Origin of the sequence: Haloactinopolyspora alba, assembly GCF_003014555.1 — a bacterium.
GTDB classification, from domain to species: Bacteria; Actinomycetota; Actinomycetes; order Jiangellales; family Jiangellaceae; genus Haloactinopolyspora; species Haloactinopolyspora alba.
The window spans coordinates 212597-228420 of the sequence record NZ_PYGE01000008.1 but is presented as its reverse complement, the minus strand read 5'-3'; the positions used below and the strand labels follow the sequence as shown (position 1 = coordinate 228420).

The following is a 15824-nucleotide window of genomic DNA, read 5'->3' as shown; positions in this document are numbered from 1 at the left end:
TGGAAGAACCCCGAGGACCTCACCGAGAACCAACGCGCCAAACTCGAATGGATCGCGGCCACCAGCCCCAAGCTCCACCGCGCCTACCTGCTCAAGGAAGGCCTACGCCACGTCTTCAAAGTCAAAGGCGAACAAGGCAAACAGGCACTCCAACAATGGCTCGCCTGGGCCAGCCGAAGCCGGATCAACGTCTTCGTCGTCCTCGGCCGCAAGATCCGCCGCCACCTACCCGCGATCCACGCAACACTCACCGAACGGATGTCCAACGCCATCGTCGAGTCAGTCAACACCAAAATCCGACTCCTCACCCGAGTCGCCTTCGGATTCCACGGCCCCGAACCCCTCATCGCCCTCACCATGCTCAACCTCGGCGGCTACCGCCCCAACCTCCCAGGCCGAACCTGACCCACGGATCAGTCACAACAGCCGGAATTTCCATGGTGAACGTGGTCATTTTTGCGGAGCGGATCATGTGAGGTCGAGGAGGCGGTCGAGGAACGGGCGCTGCCCGGAGACGATCTTCTCGCGTGCGGTTGCCGGCGTGAACCACTCGACCCGGTCAACCTCGGGGAACCGCTGGACGCGCCCGGAGCCGCGCGGCCACTCCAGCTCGAACGTCCCCGGCGTGACCGAGGCCGGGTCCAGGTCGCCCTTGAGCGCCCAGACCGTCACCGTCTTCCCGCCGGACTGGCGGACGCTGCCGAGCTCGACCAGCTCGCCGTCGGGAACGGGCAGCCCCAGCTCCTCGGCGAACTCGCGCCGCGCCGCGGCCTGCGCAGTCTCGTCCTCGCCGTACTCGCCCTTCGGCACCGACCACGCGCCGGAGTCGCGCCGCGCCCAGAACGGCCCGCCCATGTGGCCCAGCAGGACCTGGACGTCACCGCCTGTGCGACGGAACAGCAGGATGCCCGCGCTACGTTGGCCCGACATGCCGAACAGTGTGCCGCACCCCGACGACATGGTCGCCTCCGGTCACGGTCGACACCACGACCCGAGCCATTGGGCGGACGTGGGCCGTTCGCTCGTGACGAGTCCCGGCGTCCACCGGCCGTCGACGTTCTCGGCGCTGCTGGCCTCGACGCTCGGTGACACCGGCGGGAGAGTGGTCGTCGACGCCGGCTGCGGTGCGGGCCTCGTGACACTGGCCGCGCTCGCGGCCGGCGCCGAGCACGTCGTCGCGCAGGACACCGACCCCGCGTCGCTGGCGGACACCGCCGCCAACGTCGAAAGTGTCCTCGGAGTCGAGGCGCGCTCCAGGCTGACGTTCTGGGAGGCGGACTGGCGGCTGCTGGCGCCGATGCACGCGGACGTGCTGGCGGTGAACCCACCCCAGCGCCCGGCCGAGGTGCTGGCCGACGTGGACGCCGAGGTGCTTCATCTGCACGACGGCGGCGGGCGCGACGGGTTCGACGGGCTGCGTCTCGTGCTGGCGCACACGAGCGCGTCGACGGTGCGGACCACGGCGACCTCGGTCCTGGACCTGCCGGCGGCCCTGCGCGGGTTGCTCGAGCTCGGCTGGGACGAACCGCGGGTGTTCGGTTCCGCCGAGCTCGAGCACGATCCCGCGTGGCGTCGGCTGCTGCCGGGCCTGCGTGCCCGGGTGGACGTCCTGGAGTTCAGCCGGCCGGCGTGACCGGCCGGGCCACCAGGACGCCGGCCCGGCCGGCGACGCGGGTGACCACGAACGTGACGACGCCGTCTCCGCGGGGCCGGACGGCGGCGCGCAGCTTCTCCGGCACGACGTCCACGCCGCGCTTCTTCACCGTCACGACCCCGATGCCGTGCTCGCGGACATACCGGCGCAGCACCTTCACGTCGTAGGGCAGCGTGTCGGTGATCTCGTAGCCGCGCGCGAACGGTGTCGGCGCCGGCCGGTCGGCGCTGACGTAGGCGATGGTCCGGTCGAGCTGCCAGCCGTCGACGAGGCCGGCCACGGCGGTGACGAGGCCGGCGCGGATCACCGACGGGTCCGGCTCGTACAGGTAGCGTCCGGGCGGACGAGGCTCGGCCGGGCCCGGATCGTCCGCGTCGGTCAGCGTGTCACCGCCGGGCAGCAGCGTGGCGCGCCGCGTCACGCCGGATCCGCTCAGATCGCCGGCCCACAACGCGGCTTCCTTCAACTCGCCCCGGTCGGACACCCACTCCGCCTCGACCGCGGCGGGAACCCGCTCGTGCGGGATTCCGGGCGCGACCTTCACGCAGGCGGTGCCGCTCAGCAGGGTGCGGACGAACGCCCACGGCGGCGTGTAGGCGTCCGGGTCGAACGTGCGCCCGCGCCCGCCGCGACGGGACGGGTCGCACAGCACCGCGGCGAACGGCGAACGGTCGACCGTTGTGACGTCCGCCTCGACGACCCGCGCTGTGCGCTCCAGCCCGAGGGCCGCGACGTTCGCACCCGCCACCGCCGCCGTGACCGGGTCGTCGTCGACGCCGGTCACGTCGAGACCGGCCCGTGCGGTGGCGATCAGGTCGCCGCCGATGCCACAGCACAGGTCGGCCACGGCCGCGCCGGCACCCAGGGTCGCGGCCATCCGCGCCGCGCGGTGCCCGGCGACGGCGGCACGGGTGGCCTGCTCGTAGCCGTCCACGGTGAACAGCATGCGAGCGGCGTCGCCGGCGTCGAACTTGTCCGCCGCGCGGGCGCGCAGCCGGGCCTGAGTGAGCGCGGCGGCGACGAGCTCCGGCGGATGGTCGCGCCGCAACCGGGTTCCCAGCGCGAACTCGTCCTCGACGCCGTAGCGGCGTGTCGCTTCGGCGAGCAACGTCGCGCCGTCCGTCGTCAGCAGGGCGCGTACGGCGTCCAGATCCACCCCAGCACCCTCGCACGGATGGGGAGTACGGCGTGAGCCGCCGGCCCCGCCCGCGGCTCGCTCGTTCCTCGCTCGCCGATGCCCGTCCGAACCCTGGCCGGCGTCCCACGCCGCACTCGATTCACGCGTCCGTGCGCTGGTGGCTCGCTCGCCGATGCCCGTCCGAACCTTGGCCGGCCCTCACGCGTCCCACACCCTCACGCTCGCGGCTCACTCGTCCGCGGAGAACACGCCGGACTCCACCGCCGTGACCGCCAGCGCGGTCCGGGACGACACCCCCAGCTTGCGCATCGCCGAGCGCAGCTGCTGGTCGACGGTCGCCGGCGACTTGGCCAGGATCCGGCCGATCTCGCGGTTGGTCTTGCCGGCGACGACCAGCCGCGCCACTTCGAGTTCGCGCGGCGAGAGCCGGTCGCCGTACCCGTGCCGGCCGCCCCGCCACAGGCGCGGCACCACGGCGTCGTGCTCGCGGAGCCGCTGCGCGACCCGGTCGGCGTCACCACGGGCACCGAGCCGGAACAGGTGCTCGTACACCTGGGCCAGCAACTCGCGTCCCTGCCGGCCCCGTCCCGCCGCGAGCAGCGCCTCGGCCCGCCGCTCGCGGGCGAGCATCGCATCGTACGGCCGCGGCAGCGTGTCCCAGGCCCGCGCGGCGCGCGCGAAGCCGGTGCCCGCGCGGGCGTGGTCGCCGTCCGCCACCGCCAGCAGCGCGCGGCACACCGCGAGCGCCGCGCGCGGGCCGGGCGCGGTGCGGCCACGCAGCCCTCGTGCGAACCGGTCGGTGAGCCTCGCCGCCTGCTCGGCCCGTCCGGCAGCGACCTGCGCCTCGACGCGCGCCGGGGCGATCTCGCTCGCCCACACCCACACGCCCTTCGCCTGGACCGTGCGCATCGGCTCGTCGGTGATCCGTAGCGCCCGGTCGATCTGCCCGTCCGCGAGCCGGATCCGGGCCAGTGCCGCGGCCGCCTCCACGGTGTCGTCGGCGGCGCCGAGCCGGGCGGCCTCGTCGAGCACGAGCTGGAACCGCTCCTCGGCCTCTCGCCGTCGACCGGCGGCAGCGGACAGCCGGGCGGCCAGCCTGACGCCGGCCAGGTAGAGGCTCAGCCGGTCACTGTTGGACTCGGTGAGCGCCTCCGCACGCTGGGCAAGCTCGTCCCACCGGCCGGTGAACCAGTCGAGGTTGGCCTGTTCGAGCAGGATGTTGTAGCGCAGCCGCTCCGCCTGCTCGGTCTCGGCGAACGTCATGGCTGCTTCCAGGTGTCTGTGCGCCTGCGCGTACCGGCCCCAGACCAGCGCCCCGGTTCCGATGTTGGCGTTGATGCGGGCCAGGTCGAGGCGCTCGGCCGGGGTCGCGCCGCTGTCCGGGATCTCGGCCACGACGTCCCAGGCCTCCTCCTCGCCGAGCATCAGCAGCGCGGCCGCGCGGTTGCCGGCCAGCGACAACCGGTCGGCGGCGCTGCTGATGCCGGGGGTGAGCTCGGCCGCGCGGCGCAGCCAGCGCAGATGTGTCGACGCCGGCCACGGGCCGGCATAAGCCCAGCCGAGGTAGGTCATCGCTCGGGCCGCCTCCACCGGATCGTGGTCGAGGTGCGCGACGGCCTGTTCGAGCTCGTTCAGCGCGGCCTCGGCCTCACCGCCGTTGATCAGCAACCGGCCGAGCGGGTTGCGGATCTCCGCCTGCTGCCGGTCCGTGAGACCGCCCGAGTCGAGCACGTCCCGCAGCGTCCGGACCAGGTGATGGTGCAGCTCGTCGACCGGCTCCCGGCGGCCCAGGGCCGCCAGCGCGGCAGCGCGCGCGATCCGGGTTCGGTCCGGCGCGGGCAGTTCCGCGGCGGACAGCAGGTCGTGGAGCAGGACGACCGCGGCGGTGTGGTCGCCGGAGGCCATCGCTCGCTGCGCGCCCTGCTCGGCGTACGACGCCCACAGCGTGGCGACGCCGGCCTCGCGGAAGTGCCGCGCGAGCTGTGCGACCGGCGGCGGGTCGAACTCCGCCAGCGCCCGGCCGGCGCGCAGGTGCATCTCTCGCCGGTCGGCCGGAGGCATGGCCTCGTGAACCGCGGTCGCCGCGAGCATGTGGCGGAACCGCCACCGGCCGCGGTCGTCCCCGTCGAGCATCCCGGCCGCCGCTGCCTCGGTGACTCCGTCCCGGCACACCGGTGTTTCCAGGCCGGCAGTGGCCGCCAGCGTGTCCTCCCCGGACGGCTCGGCGAGGGCCGCCGCGGCTCGCAGCACCCGCTGCGCGGCGGGCGACAACCGCCCGACCCGCTCCCGGGTCGAGTCGCGCACCGTAGGCGGCACCTGCAGCTCGCTCAGGCTCAGCCGCACCCACTGCCCGGCGCGGAACACCAGGTCCGCGCGGTCGCAGAGCAGACGCACCGACTCCTCCACGGCCAGCGGTATGCCGTCGGTGCGCTCGTGCAGGAACGCGGCGAACTCCGCCGACATCGGCTCGCCGGCCAGCATGGACGACACGAGCGTCGCCGTCCCGGCTCGGTCGAGCGGCGCCAGACTGAGCCGCAGCTGGGTGACGCCGGCCGGTATCCGCGACGACAGCCGCAACAGCAGTGACCGGTCGCCCACCTCCTCGGGCCGGTAGGTGACCACCAGGTTGGGCCCACCGGTCTGCTGGCGGGAGGTGAGGAACAGCAGGAACTCCAGCGTCACCTCGTCCGCCCAGTGCGCATCCTCGACCACGAGCAGATCGACACCGAGAGCGCGGATCAGTTCGTCGAGCGCGCGGAACAGCCGGTGCCGCGCGGCCTTGGCATCGCCCGGCGACTCCGGCGCGGGCGGCAGGTCCGCCGACCATTCCGGAAACAACGGCCGCAGCGCACCGGCCAGTTCGGTGAGCGCCAGGTCGGGCACCCGCGGGCTGGTCCCGCGGAACGCGTCGACGATGGGGCCGAGCGTGAACGAGTCGCGCAGCGGCGGGCACACCGACACCAGCGCGTTCGGCCGCAGCGGCGAGGCGGCAGCGAGCGACTCCTGCAGCAGTCGGCTCTTGCCGATGCCGGCCTCGCCCTCCACCAGTACGAGCGCGGGTGGCCGGGACAGCGCGTCCACCAGCGACGCCACCTGGCGGTCACGGCCCACGAACTCCGGCGTGGACACCGCTGGCGGATCTCTGACGTCGATCGCCGGCGGGAGCTGAACCATGCGTGATGATCTCGCGCCGGGTCAGCGCTGCGCAAGCCTGCGGTGCTACCCCGGCCGGCGCTGTACGACGTCGGCGACCACCGTCGTCACGAGCCTGTGCACGGTTGCCGGGCTCGGCGAGCCGGGGCCGGGATCCGGGTCCGCCGACAGGAGGTGCCCGCCCCCGACCAGCGAGAGGGTGAGTGAGTCGATGTCGGCGTCTGGTGCGATGCGGCCCAGGTCGCGCTCGTCGGCCAGGTAGGCCGAGACCGCGGCCGAGGCCTGCGAGAGGACGGCGATGCCGCCGCCGGGCATGGCTCGCCGCAGCCGGGCGCGCAGCTCGTCCCGGAAGGTGATCAGCGGGATGATCGCTGCGGGGACCGGCCCGAACAGAGTGGTCAGCGCGGTGGTGAGATTGTCGGCCACCGTGCCGGTGCCGGCGGACTCGCGCAACGCACTCACCTGTTGTTCGAGCCGCGCGGCCCGGTCGAGGACGAGGTCGGTGAGGAAGGCGTCGAAGTCGCTGAAGTGCCGGTGCAGGACGCCCTTGGCGCAGCCCGCCTCGTCGGTGACGGCCCGGCCGGTCAACGCGCTCGGCCCTTCGCGCAACAACACGCGTTCGGCAGCGTCGAACAGTTGCTGGCGCGCGTCCTGAAGGTGCACCCCGGTCGGCACTGGGCGATCCTCTCGTCGGTCGGGTGTCGATTGTCTAGTGGGCGCATGCCCACTAGAGTGACCACATGCCCACTTTACCGCCCGAGCAGCCCGGAACGTCTCCTGTCGAGATGCACCGAGCCCGGCGTACGGCCGAGTCGTTCGGCGCGGACGCGCAGCGCTACGACCAGGCTCGACCGCGGTACCCAGAGGCGCTCGTGGCGCGGATCGCCGCCGGGAGCCCCGGACCCGACGTGCTCGACGTCGGCTGCGGCACGGGTATCGCGGCCCGCCAGTTCCGGGCCGCCGGGTGCGCGGTGCTCGGTGTCGAGCCCGACGCGCGGATGGCCGATGTCGCCCGAGCACACAGCCTGCCGGTCGAGGTGTCGACGTTCGAAGCGTGGCAGCCGGCCGGCCGGACGTTCGACGCCGTCGTCGCCGCCCAGTCGTGGCACTGGGTGGACCCGGCCGAGGGTGCCGCGAAGGCGGGCCGGGTGCTGCGCCCGAACGGGCGGCTGGCGGTCTTCGGGCACGTGTTCGAGCCGCCGGTCGAGGTGGCCGAGCCGTTCGCCGCCGCGTTCCGGCGAGTAGCGCCCGACTCCCCGCTGAACGATCAGCAGGCCCGGCGTCCGCTCGAGGCCTACCAGTCCGCATACGCGACGTTCGCCGACAGGATCCGTGCGACCGAACGCTTCGACGAGCCCGAACAGTGGCGCTACGACTGGCAGCGGTCCTACACACGGGACCAGTGGCTGGACCTGCTGCCCACCACCGGCGGCCTCACCCGGCTCGAGCCCGACCAGCTGGCCGAGATCCTGGACGCGGTCGGGCGCGCCATCAACGCCCTGGGCGGACGGTTCACGATGCACTACACCACGCTGGCCGTGACCGCCGTGCGGGTTCGGTTGTGATGGTGGTGCGTTCACCAGCGCCGGTGGACGCACCACCATCACATGCAGGTCAGGTCGACGGTTGCCTCGTCGCCAGCACGCGGCGGAGGACGACGCGTTCGACCAGCGTCCACGTCGTCGTCGTGACCAGGTAGACGACCGCGGCCAGCGGCACCACCGGAACCGCAACCACCACGAGGAACGGCAGCACACCGGTCACTCGCTGCATCGTCTCCGCCGCCTCGGTCTCGGGCTCGACGGGCGCAGGCGGCGTGGTCCGCCGCTGCAGCCAGGCGACGACCCCCAGTGCGAGGCCGAGCCCGGCGAACAGCGCGACCGCGACCGGGTCGCCGGCGGCCGCCATGAGACGCTCTCCCAGCGGCACGCCGAACACCGTCCCGGCCAGCAGGGTGTTCGGCTCGCCGTGCACCTCCGGCGACAGGAACAGGCCGTAGACAGCGAGGAACACCGGCGCCTGCAGCAACGCCGGCAGACAGCCGGCCAGCGGCGACGTGCCCTCGTCGCGGTACAGCCGCATGGTCTCCTCGCGGAGCCGTTGCGGGCGGTCACCGTACGTGCGGCGCAGATCGGCCAGCCGGGGCGCCAGCCGGCGGCGGGTGAACTCGGCGCGCACCTGGCTCCAGCCGACGGGCACCAGGGCGGTTCGGACGAGCAGGGTCAGGACGACGACGGACAGGGCGGGCGCGGCGGCACCGGCCAGCGGGGACAGCAACCCGACGAGGGCGGTGACGACCGAGGAGACGAGACCAACGAGAAACGCGACAGGACCGAACGTGTACATGCGTGGATGAGCCCTTCGGTGCGGCGGGACGACGGCACACGGGTGCGTCTCCGCGGCAGATGCGGCCTACGGCCCGAAGGAGAGAGTCGAGGGAGAAGTCGAGGTGGCCGGCGCCGCTACGCGGAGACGACCATGCGTCCCGGTGCTCGCGGCCGAGGGCGGCCGGGCGCGTCGGGATCGCGGACGACGATCCTGCCCAGGCGTGCGGCGTGACGGCGCAGCGACCGCGACCGGACGGTGGCGTCGGTACCCCGGACCGCGGGCGCGACCCGCACCAGCAGGGCGGCGACCAGGACCACTACCGCCACCGACAACACGCCGGCGGTCAGCCCACCGGGGACCGCGGCGCCGGGACCGGCGCCGAACAGTGCCACGAACGTCGCCGTGAGCGCGAACAGCACCTGAGCCTCCGGTGGTCGGGAGATACTCCAGATTACCCCCGGCCGAGCGCGACCGTCGTCGTCACGGCTCCGTCGTCCGAGCCCGCTTGCGCCACGGGTCGCCGGTCCAGTTGCCGGCGTGGATCATCCCGACGGCGAGCCATCCGAGCCCGAAAGCCACGCCGCCGGCCACGGGGCGCGCGGGGATGTCCGCCAGCCACGCGCAGGTGGCCCCGACGGCAATCGCGATCGTTCCGACGGCGACGGCGGCGTGCGGGGAATCCGGGAACGGCGACGGGTTGGCACCACGTCCGGCGCTCCCCTCGAGGTAGTACGGCAGTCCGTTGCCGATCATGAAGCCGGCGACGAACGCGAGAGCGACGGTCACGAGCACAGCGGCACCCCTTCGGATCCTTGTCGACGACGTCCGTGATCATTCAGTACCCTTCGAGTCCGCCTCCGGTGCCGTCCGGCACGCCGGCGAGACGGGCGCTGTCCGCCCAGAGCCTGGCCATCACGTCGTCGTCCAAAGCCAGTTCGGATGGGTCGGGCCAGGTGAGAGCGCCACGGCGGAGTGCGGCGTAGACGCGGCCCGAAGGTGCGCGGTGCCGGCGCAAGGCGAGGCCGGCCAGCGTCCGACCGGCGACGTCCACGTCGGAGAACCGGGGTTACCGCGCGTCCCAACGGGCTGCTGAAGAGCCACGACGCGAACCACAGGGCGGCGGAGCCGTCACGGGCGAGGTCCGTGCCGGGCGTGGATCCCGGGTCGTACGCGACGGCGCAGATGCCACGAGTCGCGGCGATCGGACGTGCGGCGAGCGCCCGCGCCGTCAGGACGGAGCACAGCTTGGATGCCGCGTAGGCACGTCCACCGGCCTTCCTCGAATCGCCGTCGAGGTCAGGGTCCTGCTGTGCATGCTCGACAGGTCGAGTGATTCGACCGGCACACCGGCCGGCCCGGGCCGGCGCGCTCCGAGTACGACGTGGACGTCCTCGGTGGCCGCGAGGCTCTGGGCCGCAACGGCGCCGATGCCGGACGTGCCACCGGTCATCACCACCGACGTCATGGCTGTGCCTTCGCCGCGACGAGTTCGAGACGTCCCGGGTGCCGGGGGAGATGGCGGCCGGGCATGAGACCTCCTCGTCTGGCGCGCGTGGCGGCGCGGTGCGCCCCGTGCGTGGCTTCGTGGGTAGGCTTGTGCGGGACGGGCGTCCCGCTTTTACTATACGGGATGGCCGTCCCGGATGTGAAGGTCTCGAAGGGAAGACGGAGGGGCGGGCAGCGTGCGAGCCGATGCGAGGCGCAACAGGGAACGCGTGCTGGTTGCCGCAACCGAGGCGTTCGCGACTGACGGCCCCGGCGTGACCGTCGCCGAGATCGCGCGGCGCGCCGGCGTCGGCACCGGCACTGTCAGCCGGCACTTTCCGACAAAGCGAGCGCTCTACGACGCGATCGTCCAAGACAAGATCGAGAAGCTCGAGACGGAGGCGGCAGCGCTCGCGGAGCGGCTCGAGCCCGGTCCGGCCTTCTTCGCGTACTTCGCGCACATGGTCGACCAGGCCTCGGTGGACTACGGGCTTGCCGGCGCACTCTCTCAGCTCGGTTACGACGTCGAGGAGGCCGCGGCGCGCGCCGGATACGACATCAAGCGCTCGCTCGGCAGCCTTCTGCGCGCGGCGCAGGAGGCCGGGGACGTCCGCGACGACATCGACGTGGACGACGTGAAAGCGCTGATCGCGGGCTGCTTGGCGCGCGACGACAGCACGGATCCGGACGCGCGCCGCCGCGTCCTGGAGATCACCGTCCAGGGGCTGCGCGCGCACAGCTGAAGCGGCCCGAGGCCGCAGCAGCCGGCGGCTATGCCCCCAAGCCGCCGTCAAGGCGGAGAACCGAGCCGGTGACGGTCGTCCCGGGCGCGATGGCGTTGACCCGGATGCCTTCCGGTCCCAGGCTCGCGGCGGCGGATGCCGCGGCCACGGGGACCTGTCCGCGCTGCAGCTCCTGAGCGTCATCGGCACCCAGACGACGGATCCGACCACGTGACGTACTACGCGCCGTCCGCGAACGGTGCCATCCGGAGCATCAGGCGATCCCACAGCCGGTCTCCGGTGGCACGACGCAGCTTGGGCATGATTCGGGCCTGAGCCCCGAGCCGGTAGCGGGTCGGCGGACGCCGCGAGGTGACGGCGTCGACGATCGCGGTGGCGACGTCGTCGGCGGCGAGGACGCCCCTCGCTCCTGGCCGGTGCGCGCGCTCGGTCATGGCGACGACGTTTCGCACGAACGCGTCGTACGCACCGGTGCCGCCCTCGGGGATCTTCGCGCGGCCCGTGTCGATGAAGTCGGTCCGGACGGCTCCAGGCTCCACGAGGACGACGCGGATCCCGAAGGGCGCGACCTCGAGCCGGAGGGCGTCGCTGAGCGCCTCGATCGCATATTTCGACATGCTGTACGCACCGGACGCCGGTGGGGTGACGAGGCCGGCGGCAGAGCCGACGTTGACGATCGTGCCCGCATGCTGCGCGCGCATGCCGGGCAGCACGAGCTGACACAGGCGTGCGGGCCCGAAGACGTTGGTGTCGAACTGCCGCCGCAGAGCTTCGGGCCGAAGATCCTCCAACGCGCCGATCTGGGTGTATCCGGCGTTGTTGACGAGCGCCCCGACCGCCCCGTGCTCGGACTCGACGGACCTGACCGCCGCCACCATGGAGGCGTCGTCGGTGACATCCAGCCGGAGCGTCCGGCACCCTGCGGCAGCCAGATCTGCGAGCTTCTCGGGGTGGCGCGCTGACGCCCACGTCGGCAGACCCGCTCGGGCCAAGGCGAGAGCACTCGCCCGTCCGATCCCGGAGGATGATCCGGTGACGAGCACCGCTGGAGAACGGTCCATGATATCGCTCCTTGGTCGCGAGGCGGACGGTCGAGTTCGGCCGGCGCACGGGTGCGCCGTTCTTGCTGCTCGGCGGCCTGCTCGGAGGCGACGGCGTCGTGCCGCGCGTCGAGACGAGGCCGCACATACGGACCGGAATCGGGATGACGATCCCGCTTATGCTGGATTGTAAACGGGATCGGCATCCCGCTCAAGCGTGGAAGGCACCCGGCGAACTGGTGGACCGGGCCCTGACTGCGCAGCGTCGACGATCGGGACGGGCCGAGTCCTGGCACAATCGGCCCGATGCAGATCGGCGTGCTCGGACCGTTCGAGGTGCGCACGGACGACGGCGTCCTGGCCGACGTGCCGGGCGCGCGGTTGCGCGCGCTGGTGATCGCCCTCGCGCTCGAACCGGGGCACGTCGTCCCGAAGGGGAGGCTGGTCGACTGGATCTGGGGCGAGCACCCGCCCTCCGACGCGGCGAACTCGTTGCAACGGTTGGTCTCGCGGCTGCGGAAGGTGCTGCCGGAAGGATCGGTCGAGGGGCGGACCGACGGCTATCGGCTGGCGGTGGACCCCGATGTCGTGGACGCCGCCCGGTTTGAACGCCTCGTCGGCCGGGCCCGCGAGGACGAGGACGCACGGAAGGCGCCGCTGCTGCGCGAGGCACTCGCGTTGTGGCGCGGCGCGGCCATGGAGGACGTCGGTCTGCATGACAGCGCCGCGTTCGACGCGGCCGTCACCAGGCTCGAGGGGCTGCGCCTGACGGCCGTGGAGGACCGGTTCGAGGCGGAGATCAGCCTCGGCCACGCGGCGGAGCTCGTTCCGGAGCTGACCGACCTGGTGGCGGCGCATCCACTGCGCGAACGGCTGGTCGCCGCGCTGATGCGTGCTCTCGCCGCGGCCCGTCGCGGCAGCGAGGCGCTGGTCGTGTACGAGCGCACGAGGGAGGCCCTGGCCGATGCGCTGGGGGTCGACCCCTCGCCGGAGCTGTCGGCCTTGCACGTCGCGCTGCTGCGGGGCGAGGTGGGGCAGCGGGAGGAGACCCGCACGACCAACGTGCGGGCCGAGCTCACCAGCTTCGTCGGCCGCGACGCTGACGTCGCCGCGGTCCGCGGGCTGGTGGGGGAGCACCGGCTGACCACCCTGATCGGGCCGGGCGGCGCGGGCAAGACCAGGCTGGCCACCGAGACCGCGCGCACGCTGAGCAGCGGCCTGCCTGACGGGGCCTGGCTGATCGAGTTCGCCCCGATCGGCGCCGACGGCGACGTGGCGCAGAAGGCGCTGGCCGGGCTCGGGCTCCGGGACGCGCTGCTCGGCGCGGCACCGAGCGAGGACCCCGTCGAAGGGCTGGTCGCCGCGGTCCGCGATCGCGAGATGCTGCTGATCCTGGACAACTGTGAGCACGTGATCGAGTCGGTGGCGGCGCTGGCCGAACGGGTCCTCGGGGAGTGCCGCCGGCTGCGGATCCTGGCGACCAGCCGGGAGCCGCTCGGTATCACCGGCGAAGCGTTGTGGCAGGTCGAGCCGCTGGCGATGCCCACCGGCGCCGGCCGGGCCGAGTCCGCGTCCTCGCCGGCACTCCGGTTGCTGCGGGATCGTGCCGGCGCGGTACGCCAGGATCTCGGCACCGACGAACACACCGAGGCGCTGATGGTGCGGATCTGCCGGGCCCTGGACGGAATGCCGCTGGCGATCGAACTCGCCGCCGCCCGGTTGCGCACCATGACCGTGGAGCAGCTCGCCAACCGGCTCGACGACCGGTTCCGCCTGCTGACCAGCGGGAGCCGTACCGCACTGCCACGGCACAAGACGCTGCGCGCGGTGGTCGACTGGAGCTGGGAGCTGCTCACCGATGCCGAGCGGACCGTCCTGCGCAGGCTGTCGGTGTTCTCGGGCGGGGCGAGCCTGGAGGCGGCCGAGTGGGTCTGTGTCGGCGACTCCGTCGAGCAGGACCAGGTGCTCGAGTTGCTGACCTCGCTGGCTGAGAAGTCACTGCTGGTCACCGAGGGCGATGACGCCCCGCGCTATCGGATGCTCACCACGATCAAGGAGTACGCCGCCGATCGGCTCGCCGAAGCGGGGGAGCCGGATCAGGCCCGTGGAGCTCACCTGGCGTTCTTCACCGAGCTCGCCGAGACCGCGGAGCCACATCTGCGCCGTGCCGAGCAACTGGAATGGCTCGCCACGCTCGAGGCCGACCACGACAACCTCAGCGCCGCGCTACGGGGAGCGATCGCAGCCGGTGAGGCGCAGGCGGCGATGCGGCTCGCGGCCGCCACCGGATGGTACTGGTGGCTCTGCGGGCGTCGGGCCGAGGGCCTCGAGCTGCTGATCGCGGCCGCCAACGTTCCCGGCGAGGCGTCCGACGACGCCCGGGCGATGGCGTACGGGATGGTGGTGCTCTTCGTGACGTCCGGGCAGGGCGACGAGCACACCGGCGCGGAGTGGATCCGCAAGGGGTATCGGTTCAGCCGGCAGTCCAGCAGCGACAACCCGCTGCTGGAATTCGCGATCCCGCTGGAACGCATGCTGAATGCGCCGGACGAGGCGGTTCCCGCGCTCGAGTCGTTGCTGGACAGCGTCGACCCCTGGGTCCGTGCCATGGCTCGTTGGCAGGCGGCCAAGATGCGGACCATGTTCGGTCAGGGCGGCCGGGAGGTCGAGGCCCAGCTGGAGCTGGCGCTCGCGGAGTTCCGGACGCTCGGTGAGCGGTTCGGGATCTATCTGGCCCTGTCCACGCTCGCGAGCAGACTCGCTGTGCGGGGCGAGTTCGCTGTCGCCTGCGAGTACTACGAACAGGCGGTCACGGTGCTCACCGAGCTCGGCGCCGTCGAGGACGTCATCGAGGTGCGCACCCAACAGGCCCCGCTGTACTGGCTGAACGGCGACCACGACGCCAGCGCGGCCGCGATCGCCGAGGCCGAGCGGAGCGCCGAAGGTGTCACCTGGCCGTACGCGCTGGTCGCCCTGGCGCTGGCCAAGGCGGGGCTCGCACGTCTGCGTGGCGACGCGGCGGAGGCGCGTCGCCAACTCGGCCTCGCGACCACCCTCCTGGGCGATGCCGCGGACCGGCCGCACGTCCGCGCACAGATCCACGATCTGCTCGGCTACCTGGCCGACGATCTCCGCGAGTCGCGTACCCACCGCGTGGCCGCCTGGGAGGCGGCGTCCGAGGGAGGAGCCCCACCCGTCATGGCCCACATGCTGGTCGGGGTCGCGGACCTGGCTGTCCGCCTCGACCGGTACGAGCAGGCGGCGCGGTTGCTCGCGGCCAGCGCCGGCGTACACGGGCTGCCGGATCGCTCGCACCCGGATGCGGCGAGGATCGAGCAGGACGCGCGTCGTCACCTCGGCGACGCGCGGTTCGCCGAGGTGACGCGGGAGGGGACGCAGATGAGCTGGTCCGAGTTGGTCGAGGTGACGCTCGCGTCGTGACGGGTCAGGCGGCCGCTCGCTGAACGGTGATGTCGCCGTGCCGCGTGCGGGCGTGGACCGAGACCTTGGCGTCGGCCGGGCCCGGCGCTGCCTGCGAGGACACGAAGTCGTGCACCGCACCGCGCTCGCTGTCGGCATCGACGGACACGGCGGCGCCCTCGCCGACGCCGACCTCGATGTCTCCCGAGCCGTTCATCAGCTTCGCCCGACCGTTGGTCATCCGGCCGACCCGGACGGTGCCTCCGCCGATCGTGGCGGCGACGTTGCCGTCGGCGCGGTCGATGCCGAAGTCGCCACTGCCGCTGCTGATGTCGACGTCGCCCGAGGCATGACCGATCCAGGTGTGCCCGCCCGCGTTCTCGAGCCCGACGGTGCCGTCGGCCTCGTCGATGCGCAGCTTGAACGTCGCGCCCTGGACGCCGGCCCGCCCGGCGATGCGACCGACCGCGATCTCGCCGCTCGAAAGGTTCGCCTGCAAGGCGCCGACGCGGTCCAGCCGCACCTGACCCGATGCCATGTGCACTTCACAGGTGCCGACCGGACCGTCGACCCGAACGTCCGAGGACCACAGGTAGGCGGCGAGGTCGGATCCGGCGGGCAACTCGATCGTGATGGCGGCGGAGCCCGACTTGTCGCCGGCCTTGGTCGTCTTGACCGACAACCGACCGTCGGCGAGCTCGACCCTGGTGGCCGCGGCCACCTTGACGTCCTTCCGGCTCGCCGGATCGATGGGCTCGACCAGCACGACGGTGTCGGGACGGTCGCTCGCGGTGAGCCGTACGCGCGCACCGGCGACCTCGACGATCGCGGAGATGGGGCCTGGCGTGGTGAATGTGGTCACG

At 72.7% G+C, this 15824-nt stretch carries 15 protein-coding genes; 5 read left to right on the top strand and 10 right to left on the bottom strand.

Translation table 11 applies throughout. The features are described from left to right. A partial coding sequence (locus CLV30_RS13250; protein ID WP_146154795.1) for a transposase occupies window positions 1–405 on the top strand: 405 nt, incomplete at its 5' end. Between the two features lie 63 nt (window positions 406–468). Here the strand turns inward: CLV30_RS13250 and CLV30_RS13245 are convergent. Continuing rightward, a complete protein-coding gene (locus CLV30_RS13245; protein ID WP_106537709.1) occupies window positions 469–930 on the bottom strand; it encodes an NUDIX hydrolase in 462 nt (153 codons plus the stop codon). On the opposite strand from CLV30_RS13245, the gene CLV30_RS13240 reads away from it, so the two are divergent. Beyond that, window positions 929–1633, top strand: coding sequence for a 50S ribosomal protein L11 methyltransferase (locus tag CLV30_RS13240; protein WP_170119646.1), 705 nt, complete (start codon window positions 929–931; stop codon window positions 1631–1633). The two genes, CLV30_RS13245 and CLV30_RS13240, sit on opposite strands and share 2 nt — an antisense overlap. Here CLV30_RS13240 and CLV30_RS13235 read toward each other — a convergent pair. The 3 genes from CLV30_RS13235 to CLV30_RS13225 all read right to left on the bottom strand — a co-directional run bounded on the left by CLV30_RS13235 (window position 1617) and on the right by CLV30_RS13225 (window position 6620). Further along, the gene (locus tag CLV30_RS13235) at window positions 1617–2810 is read right to left on the bottom strand and encodes a class I SAM-dependent methyltransferase (protein ID WP_106537673.1); all 1194 of its coding nucleotides are present in this window, start codon (window positions 2808–2810) and stop codon (window positions 1617–1619) included. The genes CLV30_RS13240 and CLV30_RS13235 overlap by 17 nt on opposite strands. Before the next feature lie 210 nt (window positions 2811–3020). Beyond that, window positions 3021–5966 carry a helix-turn-helix transcriptional regulator gene (locus CLV30_RS13230; protein WP_106537672.1) on the bottom strand — a complete coding sequence of 982 codons (2946 nt, stop codon included), beginning with the start codon at window positions 5964–5966 and terminating at the stop codon, window positions 3021–3023. 45 nt (window positions 5967–6011) lie between these two features. Then, window positions 6012–6620 (bottom strand): TetR/AcrR family transcriptional regulator, encoded by a 609-nt coding sequence (locus CLV30_RS13225; RefSeq protein ID WP_106537671.1) that lies wholly within the window; start codon window positions 6618–6620, stop codon window positions 6012–6014. 65 nt (window positions 6621–6685) lie between these two features. Between CLV30_RS13225 and CLV30_RS13220 the strand changes: the two genes are divergently transcribed. After that, complete coding sequence (locus tag CLV30_RS13220; RefSeq protein WP_106537670.1) at window positions 6686–7510, top strand: class I SAM-dependent methyltransferase; 825 nt, start codon at window positions 6686–6688, stop codon at window positions 7508–7510. A gap of 49 nt (window positions 7511–7559) precedes the next feature. Here the strand turns inward: CLV30_RS13220 and CLV30_RS13215 are convergent, their stop codons facing one another. The 4 genes from CLV30_RS13215 to CLV30_RS26970 form a co-directional block, all read right to left on the bottom strand. Continuing rightward, window positions 7560–8291 carry a YidC/Oxa1 family membrane protein insertase gene (locus tag CLV30_RS13215; RefSeq protein WP_106537669.1) on the bottom strand — a complete coding sequence of 244 codons (732 nt, stop codon included), beginning with the start codon at window positions 8289–8291 and terminating at the stop codon, window positions 7560–7562. Window positions 8292–8407: 116 nt separating this feature from the next. Next, entirely contained in the window at window positions 8408–8692 is a 285-nt protein-coding gene (locus tag CLV30_RS13210) for a DUF6412 domain-containing protein (protein WP_205740698.1), read from the bottom strand. 61 nt (window positions 8693–8753) lie between these two features. Continuing rightward, entirely contained in the window at window positions 8754–9059 is a 306-nt protein-coding gene (locus CLV30_RS13205; RefSeq protein ID WP_165358547.1) for a hypothetical protein, read from the bottom strand. 49 nt (window positions 9060–9108) lie between these two features. Beyond that, complete coding sequence (locus CLV30_RS26970; protein ID WP_205740697.1) at window positions 9109–9324, bottom strand: hypothetical protein; 216 nt, start codon at window positions 9322–9324, stop codon at window positions 9109–9111. A 664-nt stretch (window positions 9325–9988) separates the two neighbouring features. Between CLV30_RS26970 and CLV30_RS13195 the strand changes: the two genes are divergently transcribed. Then, window positions 9989–10501: a TetR/AcrR family transcriptional regulator gene (locus tag CLV30_RS13195; RefSeq protein ID WP_205740696.1), complete on the top strand. Its 513-nt coding sequence runs from the start codon at window positions 9989–9991 to the stop codon at window positions 10499–10501. A gap of 218 nt (window positions 10502–10719) precedes the next feature. On the opposite strand, the gene CLV30_RS13190 is transcribed toward CLV30_RS13195, so the two are convergent. Continuing rightward, window positions 10720–11562 (bottom strand): SDR family NAD(P)-dependent oxidoreductase, encoded by an 843-nt coding sequence (locus CLV30_RS13190; RefSeq protein WP_106537666.1) that lies wholly within the window; start codon window positions 11560–11562, stop codon window positions 10720–10722. Window positions 11563–11847: 285 nt separating this feature from the next. On the opposite strand from CLV30_RS13190, the gene CLV30_RS13185 reads away from it, so the two are divergent. Then, the gene (locus tag CLV30_RS13185; RefSeq protein ID WP_106537665.1) at window positions 11848–14982 is read left to right on the top strand and encodes an ATP-binding protein; all 3135 of its coding nucleotides are present in this window, start codon (window positions 11848–11850) and stop codon (window positions 14980–14982) included. Between the two features lie 4 nt (window positions 14983–14986). Here CLV30_RS13185 and CLV30_RS13180 read toward each other — a convergent pair whose 3' ends face one another. Beyond that, window positions 14987–15823: a DUF4097 family beta strand repeat-containing protein gene (locus CLV30_RS13180; protein WP_106537664.1), complete on the bottom strand. Its 837-nt coding sequence runs from the start codon at window positions 15821–15823 to the stop codon at window positions 14987–14989. Between the last annotated feature and the right edge of the window lies 1 nt (window position 15824).

Coding starts and splice junctions, on each gene's coding strand:
- CLV30_RS13220 (WP_106537670.1), top strand. CDS start 6,686: ATGCCCACTTTACCGCCCGAGCAGCCCGGAACGTCTCCTGTCGAGATG.
- CLV30_RS13245 (WP_106537709.1), bottom strand. CDS start 930: ATGTCGGGCCAACGTAGCGCGGGCATCCTGCTGTTCCGTCGCACAGGC.
- CLV30_RS13185 (WP_106537665.1), top strand. CDS start 11,848: ATGCAGATCGGCGTGCTCGGACCGTTCGAGGTGCGCACGGACGACGGC.
- CLV30_RS13190 (WP_106537666.1), bottom strand. CDS start 11,562: ATGGACCGTTCTCCAGCGGTGCTCGTCACCGGATCATCCTCCGGGATC.
- CLV30_RS13215 (WP_106537669.1), bottom strand. CDS start 8,291: ATGTACACGTTCGGTCCTGTCGCGTTTCTCGTTGGTCTCGTCTCCTCG.
- CLV30_RS13230 (WP_106537672.1), bottom strand. CDS start 5,966: ATGGTTCAGCTCCCGCCGGCGATCGACGTCAGAGATCCGCCAGCGGTG.
- CLV30_RS13240 (WP_170119646.1), top strand. CDS start 929: ATGCCGAACAGTGTGCCGCACCCCGACGACATGGTCGCCTCCGGTCAC.